Source organism: Halomonas chromatireducens (assembly GCF_001545155.1).
GTDB lineage: Bacteria > Pseudomonadota > Gammaproteobacteria > Pseudomonadales > Halomonadaceae > Halomonas > Halomonas chromatireducens.
This window is the reverse complement of the sequence record NZ_CP014226.1, coordinates 134,538-146,897: the sequence shown is the minus strand read 5'-3', so window position 1 is coordinate 146,897 and position 12,360 is coordinate 134,538. Positions and strand designations below refer to the sequence as shown.

Annotated in this window: 16 protein-coding genes; 1 reads left to right on the top strand and 15 read right to left on the bottom strand. The window is 62.7% G+C overall.

Annotated features, from left to right (window positions below; all coding sequences use genetic code 11):
• Positions 1-4: 4 nt before the first annotated feature.
• Both ssb and LOKO_RS00725 read right to left on the bottom strand, forming a co-directional pair.
• Positions 5-613: a single-stranded DNA-binding protein gene (gene ssb, locus LOKO_RS00730; protein WP_066443702.1), complete on the bottom strand. Its 609-nt coding sequence runs from the start codon at positions 611-613 to the stop codon at positions 5-7.
• A 79-nt stretch (positions 614-692) separates the two neighbouring features.
• Positions 693-2,084, bottom strand: coding sequence for an MFS transporter (locus tag LOKO_RS00725; protein ID WP_066443700.1), 1,392 nt, complete (start codon positions 2,082-2,084; stop codon positions 693-695).
• Positions 2,085-2,246: 162 nt separating this feature from the next.
• On the opposite strand from LOKO_RS00725, the gene uvrA reads away from it, so the two are divergent.
• Positions 2,247-5,108 (top strand): excinuclease ABC subunit UvrA, encoded by a 2,862-nt coding sequence (uvrA, locus tag LOKO_RS00720; RefSeq protein WP_066443696.1) that lies wholly within the window; start codon positions 2,247-2,249, stop codon positions 5,106-5,108.
• A gap of 250 nt (positions 5,109-5,358) precedes the next feature.
• Here uvrA and rplQ read toward each other — a convergent pair whose 3' ends face one another.
• From rplQ to rpsH, 13 genes are all read right to left on the bottom strand, one after another.
• Complete coding sequence (rplQ, locus tag LOKO_RS00715) at positions 5,359-5,754, bottom strand: 50S ribosomal protein L17 (RefSeq protein WP_066443693.1); 396 nt, start codon at positions 5,752-5,754, stop codon at positions 5,359-5,361.
• Positions 5,755-5,793: 39 nt separating this feature from the next.
• Positions 5,794-6,792, bottom strand: a complete 999-nt coding sequence (locus LOKO_RS00710) for a DNA-directed RNA polymerase subunit alpha (protein WP_043518283.1) — start codon at positions 6,790-6,792, stop codon at positions 5,794-5,796.
• Between the two features lie 82 nt (positions 6,793-6,874).
• Positions 6,875-7,495 carry a 30S ribosomal protein S4 gene (rpsD, locus tag LOKO_RS00705; protein WP_043518281.1) on the bottom strand — a complete coding sequence of 207 codons (621 nt, stop codon included), beginning with the start codon at positions 7,493-7,495 and terminating at the stop codon, positions 6,875-6,877.
• A 12-nt stretch (positions 7,496-7,507) separates the two neighbouring features.
• Positions 7,508-7,894 (bottom strand): 30S ribosomal protein S11, encoded by a 387-nt coding sequence (rpsK, locus tag LOKO_RS00700; protein ID WP_043518279.1) that lies wholly within the window; start codon positions 7,892-7,894, stop codon positions 7,508-7,510.
• Between the two features lie 39 nt (positions 7,895-7,933).
• A complete protein-coding gene (gene rpsM / locus LOKO_RS00695) occupies positions 7,934-8,290 on the bottom strand; it encodes a 30S ribosomal protein S13 (RefSeq protein ID WP_066443688.1) in 357 nt (118 codons plus the stop codon).
• Positions 8,291-8,411: 121 nt separating this feature from the next.
• Positions 8,412-8,525, bottom strand: coding sequence for a 50S ribosomal protein L36 (rpmJ, locus tag LOKO_RS00690; RefSeq protein ID WP_009099023.1), 114 nt, complete (start codon positions 8,523-8,525; stop codon positions 8,412-8,414).
• A 51-nt stretch (positions 8,526-8,576) separates the two neighbouring features.
• Complete coding sequence (gene secY / locus LOKO_RS00685) at positions 8,577-9,908, bottom strand: preprotein translocase subunit SecY (protein WP_066443685.1); 1,332 nt, start codon at positions 9,906-9,908, stop codon at positions 8,577-8,579.
• Positions 9,909-10,343, bottom strand: coding sequence for a 50S ribosomal protein L15 (gene rplO / locus LOKO_RS00680; protein ID WP_066443682.1), 435 nt, complete (start codon positions 10,341-10,343; stop codon positions 9,909-9,911). It abuts the gene before it with no gap.
• A gap of 3 nt (positions 10,344-10,346) precedes the next feature.
• Complete coding sequence (gene rpmD, locus LOKO_RS00675) at positions 10,347-10,529, bottom strand: 50S ribosomal protein L30 (RefSeq protein WP_066452141.1); 183 nt, start codon at positions 10,527-10,529, stop codon at positions 10,347-10,349.
• A 5-nt stretch (positions 10,530-10,534) separates the two neighbouring features.
• On the bottom strand, positions 10,535-11,035 hold the full coding sequence (gene rpsE / locus LOKO_RS00670; RefSeq protein ID WP_066443679.1) for a 30S ribosomal protein S5: 501 nt from the start codon (positions 11,033-11,035) through the stop codon (positions 10,535-10,537).
• A gap of 11 nt (positions 11,036-11,046) precedes the next feature.
• Positions 11,047-11,397: a 50S ribosomal protein L18 gene (rplR, locus tag LOKO_RS00665; RefSeq protein ID WP_066443671.1), complete on the bottom strand. Its 351-nt coding sequence runs from the start codon at positions 11,395-11,397 to the stop codon at positions 11,047-11,049.
• 9 nt (positions 11,398-11,406) lie between these two features.
• Complete coding sequence (gene rplF, locus LOKO_RS00660) at positions 11,407-11,937, bottom strand: 50S ribosomal protein L6 (RefSeq protein ID WP_066443669.1); 531 nt, start codon at positions 11,935-11,937, stop codon at positions 11,407-11,409.
• 9 nt (positions 11,938-11,946) lie between these two features.
• Positions 11,947-12,339 carry a 30S ribosomal protein S8 gene (gene rpsH / locus LOKO_RS00655; RefSeq protein WP_066443667.1) on the bottom strand — a complete coding sequence of 131 codons (393 nt, stop codon included), beginning with the start codon at positions 12,337-12,339 and terminating at the stop codon, positions 11,947-11,949.
• Between the last annotated feature and the right edge of the window lie 21 nt (positions 12,340-12,360).

The window sequence follows — 12,360 nt, the reverse complement described above, 5'->3', positions numbered from 1 at the left end:
ACACTCAGAACGGGATCTCGTCGTCGAAATCGTCGAAGCTGCCCGGGTCGGGGGCACCATAGTTGCCGTGCTGCTGGCCACCCTGCTGTTGACCACCCTGCTGTTGCCCACCTTGCTGATGGCCACCCTGTTGCGGGGGGGCCGCCGGGGCCGGGCGCGGCTGGGGCTGCCCGCCGCCATAACCGCCCTGCTGATGTGGAGCGTTGCCGTATCCCCCCTGCTGGGGCGCCTGGGCCTGCGCGCCAAAGCCCGCACCCTGGCCGGGGGCATCGCCGCCTCGGCTATCGAGCATCTGCATGTCGTTGACCACGATCTCGGTGGTATAGCGATCCTGACCGTCCTGCCCCTGCCACTTGCGTGTCTGCAGACGACCCTCGAGATAGACCCGGGAGCCCTTCTTCAGGAATTGCTGGGCGATCTCGGCCAGTCGGTTGAAGAGCACCACCGAATGCCACTCGGTGCGCTCCTGCTTCTGGCCGCTCTGCTTGTCGGTCCACGTGTCGGTCGTGGCGACGCGCAGGTTGGCGACGGGACTGCCGGACGGCATGAAGCGGACCTCGGGGTCCTGCCCCAGGTTGCCGATGAGAATGACCTTGTTGACGCCACGGGCCATGCTGGACTCCCTATTGGTTGTATACACTCGTTGTCATGAATTCCCGGCGGAGCCCTGTCGGCACCCGCCGAGCTGCCGGTCAGTTACCGCGGTCCTGGTCCGGCCGAACCAGACGGGCCAGGGCGTCCCTGTCGAGACGCCGCCGGTCCACCTTAAGATAGGCCAGCCGCTCCTCGGGCACGACCAGCACGTCTTCAACGCCGGCCACTTCGGCGAAGCTCGCCATCAGGGTATCCAGCGCATCGTCCTGTTGGTCTTCATCCAGCTCGACCACTTCGCTCGAGAGGTGGGGCGGCGCCGGCATGCCCAGCATCAGCAGCCACCATATGCCGGCCAGCAGGGCGCTGCCAACGAAGACGGCAGGCAACCCCCACTGCTGGGCCAGAAAACCACCCAGCAAGCCACCCAGAAAGGCACCCAGGAACTGGCTGGTGGAGTAGACGCCCATGGCCGTACCCTTGGCCCCAGCCGGGGCCAACTTGCTGAGCATCGACGGCAGCGTCGCCTCGAGCAGATTGAAGGCCGTGAAGAACAGCAGCAACCAGGCGAACAGCGCCCAGGCGCCGGTACCGATACCGGCCAATCCCGCCAGGCTGACGGCAATGGCCCCGATCGCCAGCAGGCACATGTCCTTCATGCGCTGGCGCTTCTCGGCCAGCACCACCAGCGGCACCATGCAGAGGAAGGCCAGCAGCATGATACCCAGATAGGTCAGGCCGTGCCGCTCGGCGCCGATGCCAGCCTCGAGAAGGCGAAAGGGCACCGCGACGAAGATTGCCATCAGCACCAGGTGCAGGGCAAAGATCGACAGGTCGAGACGCCACAGGTCGGCCCGGGTGAGTATGACCTTCAGCTGCTGCCGGTCGATACCCACGTCGCGATGGCGCATGCGGCGAGGCGCCGGCGGCACCAGCTTCCACAGCACCAGGATCCCCACCGCAGCCAGCATGGCGGTAAACCAGAACACCGACGACAGCCCGAAGGACGCCGCCAGCCAGGGGCCGAGCACCATGGCCACTGCGAAGGCCACGCCGATGGAGAGCCCAATGGTGGCCATGGCGGCCGTACGCACCTGCTCCCGGGTCTGGTCCGCCAGCAGCGCCATGATCGCCGCGGCAACGGCACCGCTACCCTGAAGGCAGCGACCCAGGATCACGCCACCGATGGTATCCGCACCGGCAGCCACCACGCTGCCGAGCAGGAACAGCAGCAGTCCGCCGGCGATCACCGGCTTGCGACCGACACGATCGGAGAGCAGGCCGAAGGGAATCTGCAGTATCGCCTGGGTCAGGCCGTAGACCCCCAGGGCCAGCCCTATCAGTAGCGGCGTGGCGCCGGCCAGCTCGTCGGCATAGAGCGCCAGCACCGGCAGTACCATGAACAGCCCCAGCATCCGGGTGGCATACAGGCTCGCCAGGCCGGTGATGGCCCGCCGTTCGGTGGCTAGCAGCAGTCCAGAGACCTTGCGCATAGAGTGACGAGAATCCATGGGTAGGCGGGCTCGAGGCCCTTAGGTGAACCGCCTATTCTATCGGTTCCGGACCATACAGGAAACGCCCTCGCCACAGCCGCTTTGCTGCCCGGTGTGCCGCGGACGTATAATCGAGGTTTTGCCGTGCGTCACGAGGTGGGAATGGACAGAATACTGGTCAGGGGTGCCCGCACTCACAACCTCAAGCAGATCGACGTCGACCTGCCCCGGGACAGCTTGATCGTAGTGACGGGACTTTCGGGCTCCGGCAAGTCTTCGCTGGCGTTCGATACACTCTATGCCGAAGGCCAGCGCCGCTACGTCGAGTCGCTCTCCACCTATGCCCGTCAGTTCCTGTCGATGATGGAAAAACCCGACGTGGACCATATCGAAGGCCTGTCGCCGGCGATCTCCATCGAACAGAAGTCCACCTCGCACAATCCTCGCTCCACCGTGGGCACCATCACCGAAATCTACGACTATCTGCGCCTGCTGTTTGCCCGTGCCGGCACACCGCGCTGCCCTGAGCACAGCGAGGATCTCGAGGCGAGCACTATCTCGCAGATGGTCGACCAGGTGCTTGCGCTGCCAGAAGGCAGCAAGCTGATGCTGCTGGCCCCGGTGGTCAAGGGGCGCAAGGGCGAGCATCTGCAGCTGATTGCCGAGCTCCGTGCCCAGGGCTTCGTGCGCGCCCTGATCGACGGCCAGGTGCTCGAACTCGACGACATCGCCCCGCTGGACAAGAACAAGAAGCATGACATCAGCGTAGTGGTCGACCGCATCAAGGTTCGCCAGGGCCTTCAGCAGCGGCTGGCGGAATCCTTCGAGACGGCGCTGGGCCTCTCCGACGGCATCGCCATGGTTCACTTCATGGACGGCGAAGCCGAAGACATCATCTTCTCGGCGCGCTTCGCCTGCCCGGTGTGCGGCTACGCCATTGCCGAACTCGAGCCCCGGATGTTCTCGTTCAACAACCCGGCCGGCGCCTGCCCTACCTGCGACGGCCTTGGGGTGCAGCAGATCTTCGATCCCCACAAGCTGATCAGCCACCCGGAGCTGTCGCTGGCCGAGGGCGTGATCAAGGGCTGGGACCGGCGCAGCGTCTACTACTTCAGCCAGCTCCAGGCGGTGGCCAGCCACTACCGCTTTGCCCTGGAGACGCCCTGGCAGGAGCTGGCCCGCCATGAACGGGACGTGATCCTGCATGGCAGCGGCAGCGACGATATCGCTTTCAGCTACGTCAACGACCGCGGCCGCAAGGTCACCCGGGAGCACCCCTTCGAGGGGGTGCTCCCCAACATGCAGCGCCGCTACCGCGAGACGGAATCGAGCATGGTCCGCGAGGAGCTGGCGCGCTATATCGCCGACCAACCCTGTCCCAGCTGCCACGGCTCACGCCTGCGCCTCGAGTCGCGCCACGTGTTCATCGACGAACGCACCCTGCCCCAGATCGTCGAGCTTCCCATCGGCGAGGCCTGGGACTACTTCCGCCAGCTCACGCTGCCCGGTCGCCGCGGCGAGATCGCCGAAAAGATCATCAACGAGATCCATGCCCGGCTGGAATTCCTGGTCAACGTCGGCCTCGACTATCTCAACCTGGAGCGCAGCGCCGACACCCTCTCGGGTGGCGAAGCCCAGCGTATCCGCCTGGCAAGCCAGATCGGCGCCGGCCTGGTCGGCGTCATGTACATCCTCGACGAGCCCTCCATCGGCCTGCACCAGCGCGACAACGACCGCCTGCTCAAGACGCTGATTCACCTGCGCGACCTGGGCAACACCGTGATCGTGGTGGAGCACGACGAGGATGCCATCCGCGCCGCCGACCACGTGCTGGACATCGGCCCCGGCGCGGGTGTGCATGGCGGACGGATCGTCGCCCAGGGCACCCCCGAGGATGTCATGGCCAGCCCCGACTCCCTGACCGGCCAGTACCTCTCCGGCAAGCGCCGCATCGAGATACCGCCCTGGCGCATCCCCGGCAACCCCGAGAAGCAGCTGCGACTGACCGGTGCCAGCGGCAACAACCTGCACGATGTGACCCTCACCCTACCACTGGGGCTGTTCATCTGCGTCACCGGCGTCTCCGGGTCGGGCAAGTCGACGCTGATCAACTCGACGCTGATGCCCATTGCCGCCAGGGAGCTCAATCGCGCCACCACCTTGACGCCTTCCGCCTATGAGACGATCGAGGGGCTCGACCAGCTCGACAAGGTCATCGACATCGACCAGAGCCCCATCGGACGCACCCCGCGCTCCAACCCGGCCACCTACACCGGCATCTTCACGCCGATCCGCGAACTCTTCGCCGGCACCCAGGAGTCTCGCTCACGGGGCTACAAGCCCGGGCGATTCTCGTTCAACGTCAAGGGCGGCCGCTGCGAGGCGTGCCAGGGCGAGGGGATGATCAAGGTCGAGATGCACTTCCTGCCGGACATCTACGTTCCCTGCGATGTCTGCAAGGGCAAGCGCTACAACCGCGAGACCCTGGAGATCCACTACAAGGGCAAGAGCATCCACGAAGTGCTGGAGATGACCGTCGAGGAGGCACTGGAATTCTTCAGCCCGGTGCCGGCCATCGCCCGCCGCCTGCAGACACTGCTCGACGTGGGGCTCTCCTACATACGCCTGGGGCAGAGCGCCACCACCCTCTCCGGCGGTGAAGCCCAGCGCGTCAAACTCGCGAGGGAGCTGGCCAAGCGCGATACCGGCAAGACCCTCTACATCCTCGATGAACCCACCACCGGGCTGCACTTCGAGGATATCCGCCAGCTGCTGACCGTTCTCCACCGCCTACGCGACCACGGCAATACCATCGTGGTCATCGAGCACAACCTCGACGTGATCAAGACCGCCGACTGGATCGTCGACCTCGGGCCCGAGGGCGGCTCCGGCGGCGGGCGCATCATCGCCGAGGGCACCCCGGAGCAGGTGGCGAAGATGGAGGCCTCCCATACCGGGCGCTTCCTCAAGCCCATGCTGGAACGGGCCAAGGCCAGCAAGGCAGTGCCAGAAACAGCCAACTGACTGGAGGGCAGGCACAACGCCCAGCGGCGCCGGGGATAGGTCGTAGCGGGGGTCCGATTCCAGGGAAGGAATCGGTAGTGTACAGGGAAGTATTCACAGCGCCCCCGCGAAGACCTATCGCCGGGCAGGCCGCGGATCAAGACCCACCGAAGCAGCAGCTCACCGGGCAGAGATAAAAAAACCCGGCTTCGTGAGAAGCCGGGTTTTTCGTATTGCTACAGCGTTGCCGGGCCAGGCCCGAAGCCGAGGATCACTCCTCGACGGCAACCTCTTCCTCGGACTCGACGATCGGACGATCGACCAGCTCGACGAAGGCCATCGGCGCGTTATCGCCGGTGCGGAAACCGCACTTGAGAATACGGACGTATCCGCCCGGACGCTCGGCGTAACGCGGACCCAGCTCATTGAAGAGCTTGCCGACCGCTTCCTTCGAGCGGGTACGGCTGAAGGCGAGACGACGGTTGGCGACGCTGTCCTGCTTGGCCAGGGTGATCAGCGGCTCGATGACGCGACGCAGCTCCTTGGCCTTGGGCAGGGTTGTCTTGATCACTTCATGTTCGACCAGCGAGACGGACATGTTCTTGAACATGGCCTGGCGGTGCGAGCTGGTACGATTCAGGTGACGACCACTCTTACGATGACGCATGGTTGCTATTCCTTACCAAACTGGGACTCGAGTCGACGCTCACGCAGAGGCCTTGTCGTCCTTCAGGCTTGCCGGAGGCCAATTCTCCAAACGCATGCCCAGGGACAGACCGCGTGCTGCCAACACGTCCTTGATTTCGTTCAAAGACTTCTTGCCGAGGTTCGGCGTCTTCAGCAGCTCGACTTCGGTGCGCTGAATCAGATCGCCGATGTAGTAGATATTCTCGGCCTTCAGACAGTTGGCGCTGCGGACGGTCAGCTCGAGATCGTCTACGGGGCGCAGCAGGATGGGATCGATGTGATCCTCTTCCTCCTCGACTTCCTGTTCCTTGTCGGCTTCCAGGTCGACGAACGCTGCCAGCTGCTCCTGCAGGATGGTGGCGCTGCGACGGATGGCCTCTTCCGGATCCAGGGTGCCGTCGGTTTCCAGGTCGATGATCAGCTTGTCGAGGTCGGTACGCTGCTCGACACGCGCGGCATCGACGGCATACGAAACACGGCGCACGGGGCTGAAGGTGGCATCCAGCTGCAGGCGGCCGATGGCACGGGACTCATCGTCGGCGCCGACACGTGCATCCGCCGGCTCGTAGCCACGACCACGGGCAATCTTCAGCTGCATCTTGAGTTCAGCGCCCTCGTTAACGTGGGCGATGACGTGATCCGGATTGACGATCTCGACATCATGATCAAGAACGATGTCACCCGCTGTCACCACGGCCGGGCCCTGCTTGTTCAGCGAGAGCACCGCCTCGTCACGACTGTGCATGCGGATGGCCACGTCCTTGAGGTTCAGGAGGATCTCGATGACATCTTCCTGTACACCCTCGATCGCGCTGTACTCATGCTCGACACCCGAGATCTCGACTTCCACCACGGCACAGCCGGGCATGGACGAGAGCAGAATGCGACGCAGCGCATTCCCCAGGGTGTGACCAAAGCCACGCTCGAAGGGCTCGAGTACGATCTTCGCGTGATGCGCGCTGATCTCTTCGACCTTGATATCGCGCGGACGGAGAAACTCTGTCACTGAACGCTGCATAACTACACCTTTGAGGCTGCCTATCGGTTACTCGGTACTCGTTGCCGGCCCCGAAGGACCGGCACGACGCGATCAGCGACGCTTACTTCGAGTACAGCTCGACGATCAGGTTTTCGTTGATGTCGGCAGACAGGTCGCCGCGTTCCGGGATAGCCTTGAAGGTGCCTTCCATCTTCTTCGCGTCCACCTCGATCCAGACCACCTCACCGCGGTTGGCGGCAATGGAGAGCGCACTCTGGATGCGCGCCTGGTTCTTGGCTTTCTCGCGAATGGAGACCACGTCACCGGGCTTGACCTGGTAGGACGCCACGTTGACGGTGCGGCCGTTGACGGCGATGGCCTTGTGGCTCACCAGCTGACGTGCTTCAGAGCGGGTGGAACCAAAGCCCATACGGTAGACGACGTTGTCCAGTCGGGTTTCGAGCAGCTGCAGAAGGACTTCGCCGGTGGCGCCGGAGCGACGGGCGGCTTCCTTGTAGTAGCTGCGGAACTGCTTTTCGAGTACGCCATACATACGACGCACTTTCTGCTTCTCGCGAAGCTGCAAGCCGTAGTCTGAAAGACGCTGACGGCGCTGGCCGTGTACACCCGGGATCTGCTCGGATTTACACTTCTTCTCGAAGGGAGTCACGCCACTCTTCAGAAAGAGATCGGTGCCTTCACGACGAGACAGTTTGCACTTCGGTCCAATATAACGAGCCATGAATCTGTCTCCTTAAACGCGGCGTTTCTTCGGCGGACGGCAGCCATTGTGGGGAATGGGCGTCGCGTCGGTGATGCTTTGCACGCGGAAGCCGGCAGCGCTCAGAGCGCGAACGGCGGATTCACGGCCAGGACCGGGGCCCTTGACCAGCACGTCGACGTTTTTCACACCATACTCGGCTGCAGCAGTTGCTGCACGTTCGCTTGCCACTTGAGCAGCGAACGGGGTGCTCTTGCGAGAACCACGAAAACCCGAACCACCGGCAGTCGCCCAAGAGAGAGCGTTGCCCTGGCGGTCTGTGATCGTCACGATCGTGTTGTTAAAAGAGGCGTGGATATGCGCGATGGCATCCACTACCTGCTTTTTAACCTTTTTACGGTTGCTACGCGGGTTAGCCATGTTGATGTCGTTTCCTGTCTTTACGCCAGAACGTGCGTGTTACTTGCGAATCGGCTTGCGCGGGCCCTTGCGGGTACGCGCGTTGGTCTTGGTACGCTGACCACGCAGCGGAAGACCGCGACGATGACGCAGACCACGATAGCAACCCAGGTCCATGAGACGCTTGATGTTGAGCGTCACATCACGACGAAGGTCGCCTTCTACGGTGTACTTGCCGACTTCACTACGCAGGGCATCCACTTCTTCAGAGGAAAGCTCCTGAATCTTGGCAGTCGGCGCGATGCCGGTGGCGGCACAAATCTGCTGTGCACGCGTGCGGCCAATCCCGAAGATATAGGTCAGCGAGATCGCCGCATGCTTGTTGTCCGGGATATTGACGCCTGCAATACGGGCCATCAGCTTACTCCGAAATTTGAGCGGCTTGCTCGTTTAGTCACTACAAAAGGCGCAACAGCATACCCCTTTACCCGATGAAGGGCAAGGGGCATGCCGGCACCGCTTTCAACACGCGCCAGAATCAACCCTGGCGCTGCTTGTGCCGCGGTTCGATGCAGATGACGCGAACGGCGCCATTGCGACGAATGATCTTGCAGTTACGGCACATTTTCTTTACGGAAGCTCGAACTTTCATCGTTCCTTACTCCAAAATCGGCTCGCGGCGCAGATGCTCCGGCTCTGCGCTTCAGCGCATGATGCCGCCGCTGCCATAGCCTTTCAGGTTGGACTTCTTCATCACCGAGTCATACTGATGCGACATGAGATGCGACTGCACCTGGGCCATGAAGTCCATGATCACCACGACAATGATCAGCAGCGCGGTTCCGCCGAAGAAGAACGGCACGTTCCAGGCCACGATCAGGAACTGGGGCATCAGGGAAACCGCAGCGATATACAAGGCACCGAACAGGGTCAAACGCGTCATGACCTTGTCGACATAGCGAGCGGTCTGTTCACCAGGGCGTATGCCCGGCAGGAATGCGCCTGACTTCTTGAGATTGTCGGCGACATCCTTGGGGTTGAAGACCAGCGCTGTGTAAAAGAAGCAGAAGAATATCACCGCCGCGCCGAAAAGCAAGATATACAGTGGCTGACCTGGGCCGAGCGCCTGAGATGCACGCTGCAACCACTCCATGCCGTCGCCGGCCCCTACCCACTGCCCCATCGATGCGGGGAACAGCAGAATGCTGGAGGCGAAGATGGCCGGAATGACGCCCGCCATGTTCACCTTCAGCGGCAGGTAGCTGCTCTGGCCGGCATACATCTTGTTGCCGACCTGACGACGCGGATAGTTCACCGTAATCCGGCGCTGCCCGCGCTCGATGAACACCACGAAAGCCACGGTGGCGACACCCAGTACGGAAAGTGCCAGCAGCGGCAGCACGTTCCAGGCACCTTCGTTGCGGGCCAGCTCGAAGGCTTGCCCCACGGCACCCGGAAGCCCGGCGACGATGCCGGCGAAGATCAGCAGCGAGATGCCGTTGCCGATGCCCTTCTCGGTGATCTGCTCGCCCAGCCACATCAGGAACACCGCACCGGTCACGAAACTGACGATGGCGGTGAAGTAGAAGCTGAAGTCGGCCGTATACGCGATGCCCTGGCTGGCCAGGCCCACCGACATACCGGTGCCCTGGACAAGCGCCAGCAACACCGTGCCGTAGCGGGTGTACTGGCTGATCTTGCGGCGGCCGGCCTCACCTTCCTTCTTGAGCTGCTCAAGATGGGGTGAGACCGCGGTCAAGAGCTGCATGATGATCGACGCCGAGATGTACGGCATGATCCCCAGCGCCATGATGCTCATGCGCTCCAGCGCACCACCCGAGAACATGTTGAACATGCCCAGGATGGTACCCTGCTGCTCCCTGAACAAGGCAGCAAGCTGGTCAGGATTGATACCGGGCACGGGAATATGGGCACCGATACGGTACACCACGATGGCGAGGAGCACGAAGCGCAGACGCGCCCACAGTTCACTCAGACCGCTGCCCATCGCCGGCATGTTTCCTGACTTGGCCATTTAGTCCTCTACCTTGCCACCGGCGGCTTCGATTGCAGCACGGGCACCCTTGGTGACCTTGATGCCGCGCACGGTAACCGCCTTGTTGACGTCGCCGGAAAGGATGATTTTCGCGTGTAGCGTGGCATCCTTGAGCACGTTGGCTTCCTTGAGAGTCGCCATGGTGACTTCATCACCCGCCACCTTGGACAGCTCGCCCAGGCGAACTTCTTCGGAGACCAGCGACTTCGCGGAGGTGAAGCCGAACTTGGGCAGGCGCCGCTGCAGCGGCATCTGACCGCCCTCGAAGCCAGGCTTCACGGTGCCGCCACTGCGCGACTTCTGGCCCTTGTGGCCACGGCCGCCGGTCTTGCCCAGACCGGAGCCGATGCCACGACCGACACGCTTTTCGGCGTGCTTGGAACCCGGTGCCGGGCTCAGGCTATTGAGTTTCATGGATTACTCTCCCTCAACACGCACAAGGTAATTTACCTTGTGGATCATGCCGCGAACGGCAGGGGTGTCTTCCAGTTCAACCGTATGACCAATGCGACGCAGACCCAGGCCTTTCATGGTTGCCTTGTGCTTGGGCAGTGTGCCGATGGTGCTGCGGGTCTGGGTAACCTTGAGTGTTGCTGCCATGGTATTCACCCCGTGATCGCGTCGACAGACAGGCCGCGCTTGGCGGCGATGTCGTCCGGCGACTGCATGGAAGCGAGGCCCTTGACGGTTGCCCGCACCACGTTCACCGGATTGGTGGAACCGTAGCACTTGGCCAGGACGTCATGGACGCCTGCCAGCTCGAGCACGGAGCGCATGGCACCGCCAGCGATGATCCCGGTACCTTCGGAAGCCGGCTGCATGTACACCTTGGAGGCACCGTGACGGGCCTTGACCGGGTACTGCAGCGTGTGGCCCTTCAGGCTGACCTTGACCATGTTGCGGCGCGCCTGGTCCATGGCCTTCTGGATCGCGACCGGCACTTCACGCGCCTTGCCACGACCGAAGCCCACACGACCATTGCCGTCGCCGACGACGGTCAGAGCGGTGAAGCCGAATATCCGGCCACCCTTGACCACCTTGGCGACACGGTTGACCTGTACGAGCTTTTCCTGCAGGTCGCCGGTGTTCTGTTCGTTCTTCGCCATCGTAAAACCCTTTAGAATTCCAGGCCGCCTTCACGTGCGGCGTCGGCCAGGGCCTTGACACGGCCGTGGTACTTGAAGCCGGCACGATCGAAGGCTACCTGGGTGATGCCTGCCTGCTTGGCACGCTCGGCAATCAGCGCACCCACCTTGGCAGCGGCGTCCGAATTACCGGTCGCACCCTCGCGCAGATCCTTGTCCAGCGTGGAAGCGCTGGCCAGCACCTTGCCACCATCCGGCGAGATAATCTGCGCATAGATGTGACGCGGGGTACGGTTGACGCACAGGCGATACACGCCCAGCTCGCGGATCTTCGCGCGAGCGCGGCGGGCACGACGGAGACGAGATTCTTTCTTCGCGTTCATAACCCTGCCTTACTTCTTCTTGGCTTCTTTGCGACGCACCTGCTCGTCGGCGTACCGTACACCCTTACCTTTATAGGGTTCCGGGGGACGGAAGGCGCGGATTTCCGCAGCGACCTGGCCGAGCTTCTGCTTGTCCGCGCTTTTCAGCACGATCACGGTGTTCTTGGGCGTTTCCGCCGAGACACCATCAGGCAGTGTGTAGTCGACCGGGTGCGAGAAGCCCAGTGTCAGGTTGAGCGTCTGGCCCTTGGCCTGGGCACGATAGCCGACGCCGATGATTTCCAGGGACTTGGTGAAGCCCTCGGAGACGCCGGTGACCAGGTTCTGGACCAGTGCGCGTGTGGTGCCGGCCATGGCCCAGGACTTGGCGGTCTTGCTCGGGTTGAAGGTCAGCTGACCCTCTTCCTGGGCGACCACCACGTCCGGATGAACGGTCATGGACAGCGTGCCCTGGCTGCCCTTGACGGTCAGCTGGTCGCCATCAAGCTTGATGTCGACGCCGGCAGGCACTTTAACCGGATATTTGGCTACGCGGGACATTCCAAACTCCTAGAATACGGTGCAGATGACTTCGCCACCGACGCCCGCCTGGCGAGCGGCACGGTCGGTCATCACGCCCCGGGAGGTGGTGACGATCGCGACACCCATGCCATCCGCCACCTTGGGCAGTGCAGACTTGCCCTTGTACTGGCGCAGAGACGGCTTGGAAACCCGCTGCAGGTGCTCGATGACCGGCCTTCCCTCGAAGTACTTGAGGGTTACGGTCAGCTCGGGCTTGGTGCCTTCAGCCACCGCGAAGTCGGTGATATAGCCCTCTTCCTTCAATACGCGGGCCACCTCGACCTTCAGCTTCGAAGACGGCATGGTAACCGTCTCCTTGGTGGCCATCTGCGCATTGCGGATACGAGTGAACATATCCGCCAGAGTGTCTTGCATGCTCATTTACGTTGCGCTCCTGATGAT

Excerpts from the sequence above, each read along its gene's own strand:
- ssb (WP_066443702.1), bottom strand. The coding sequence starts at position 613 with ATGGCCCGTGGCGTCAACAAGGTCATTCTCATCGGCAACCTGGGGCAG.
- LOKO_RS00725 (WP_066443700.1), bottom strand. The coding sequence starts at position 2,084 with ATGCGCAAGGTCTCTGGACTGCTGCTAGCCACCGAACGGCGGGCCATC.
- uvrA (WP_066443696.1), top strand. The coding sequence starts at position 2,247 with ATGGACAGAATACTGGTCAGGGGTGCCCGCACTCACAACCTCAAGCAG.
- rplQ (WP_066443693.1), bottom strand. The coding sequence starts at position 5,754 with ATGCGTCATCGTAAGAGTGGTCGTCACCTGAATCGTACCAGCTCGCAC.
- LOKO_RS00710 (WP_043518283.1), bottom strand. The coding sequence starts at position 6,792 with ATGCAGCGTTCAGTGACAGAGTTTCTCCGTCCGCGCGATATCAAGGTC.
- rpsD (WP_043518281.1), bottom strand. The coding sequence starts at position 7,495 with ATGGCTCGTTATATTGGACCGAAGTGCAAACTGTCTCGTCGTGAAGGC.
- rpsK (WP_043518279.1), bottom strand. The coding sequence starts at position 7,894 with ATGGCTAACCCGCGTAGCAACCGTAAAAAGGTTAAAAAGCAGGTAGTG.
- rpsM (WP_066443688.1), bottom strand. The coding sequence starts at position 8,290 with ATGGCCCGTATTGCAGGCGTCAATATCCCGGACAACAAGCATGCGGCG.
- rpmJ (WP_009099023.1), bottom strand. The coding sequence starts at position 8,525 with ATGAAAGTTCGAGCTTCCGTAAAGAAAATGTGCCGTAACTGCAAGATC.
- secY (WP_066443685.1), bottom strand. The coding sequence starts at position 9,908 with ATGGCCAAGTCAGGAAACATGCCGGCGATGGGCAGCGGTCTGAGTGAA.
- rplO (WP_066443682.1), bottom strand. The coding sequence starts at position 10,343 with ATGAAACTCAATAGCCTGAGCCCGGCACCGGGTTCCAAGCACGCCGAA.
- rpmD (WP_066452141.1), bottom strand. The coding sequence starts at position 10,529 with ATGGCAGCAACACTCAAGGTTACCCAGACCCGCAGCACCATCGGCACA.
- rpsE (WP_066443679.1), bottom strand. The coding sequence starts at position 11,035 with ATGGCGAAGAACGAACAGAACACCGGCGACCTGCAGGAAAAGCTCGTA.
- rplR (WP_066443671.1), bottom strand. The coding sequence starts at position 11,397 with ATGAACGCGAAGAAAGAATCTCGTCTCCGTCGTGCCCGCCGCGCTCGC.
- rplF (WP_066443669.1), bottom strand. The coding sequence starts at position 11,937 with ATGTCCCGCGTAGCCAAATATCCGGTTAAAGTGCCTGCCGGCGTCGAC.
- rpsH (WP_066443667.1), bottom strand. The coding sequence starts at position 12,339 with ATGAGCATGCAAGACACTCTGGCGGATATGTTCACTCGTATCCGCAAT.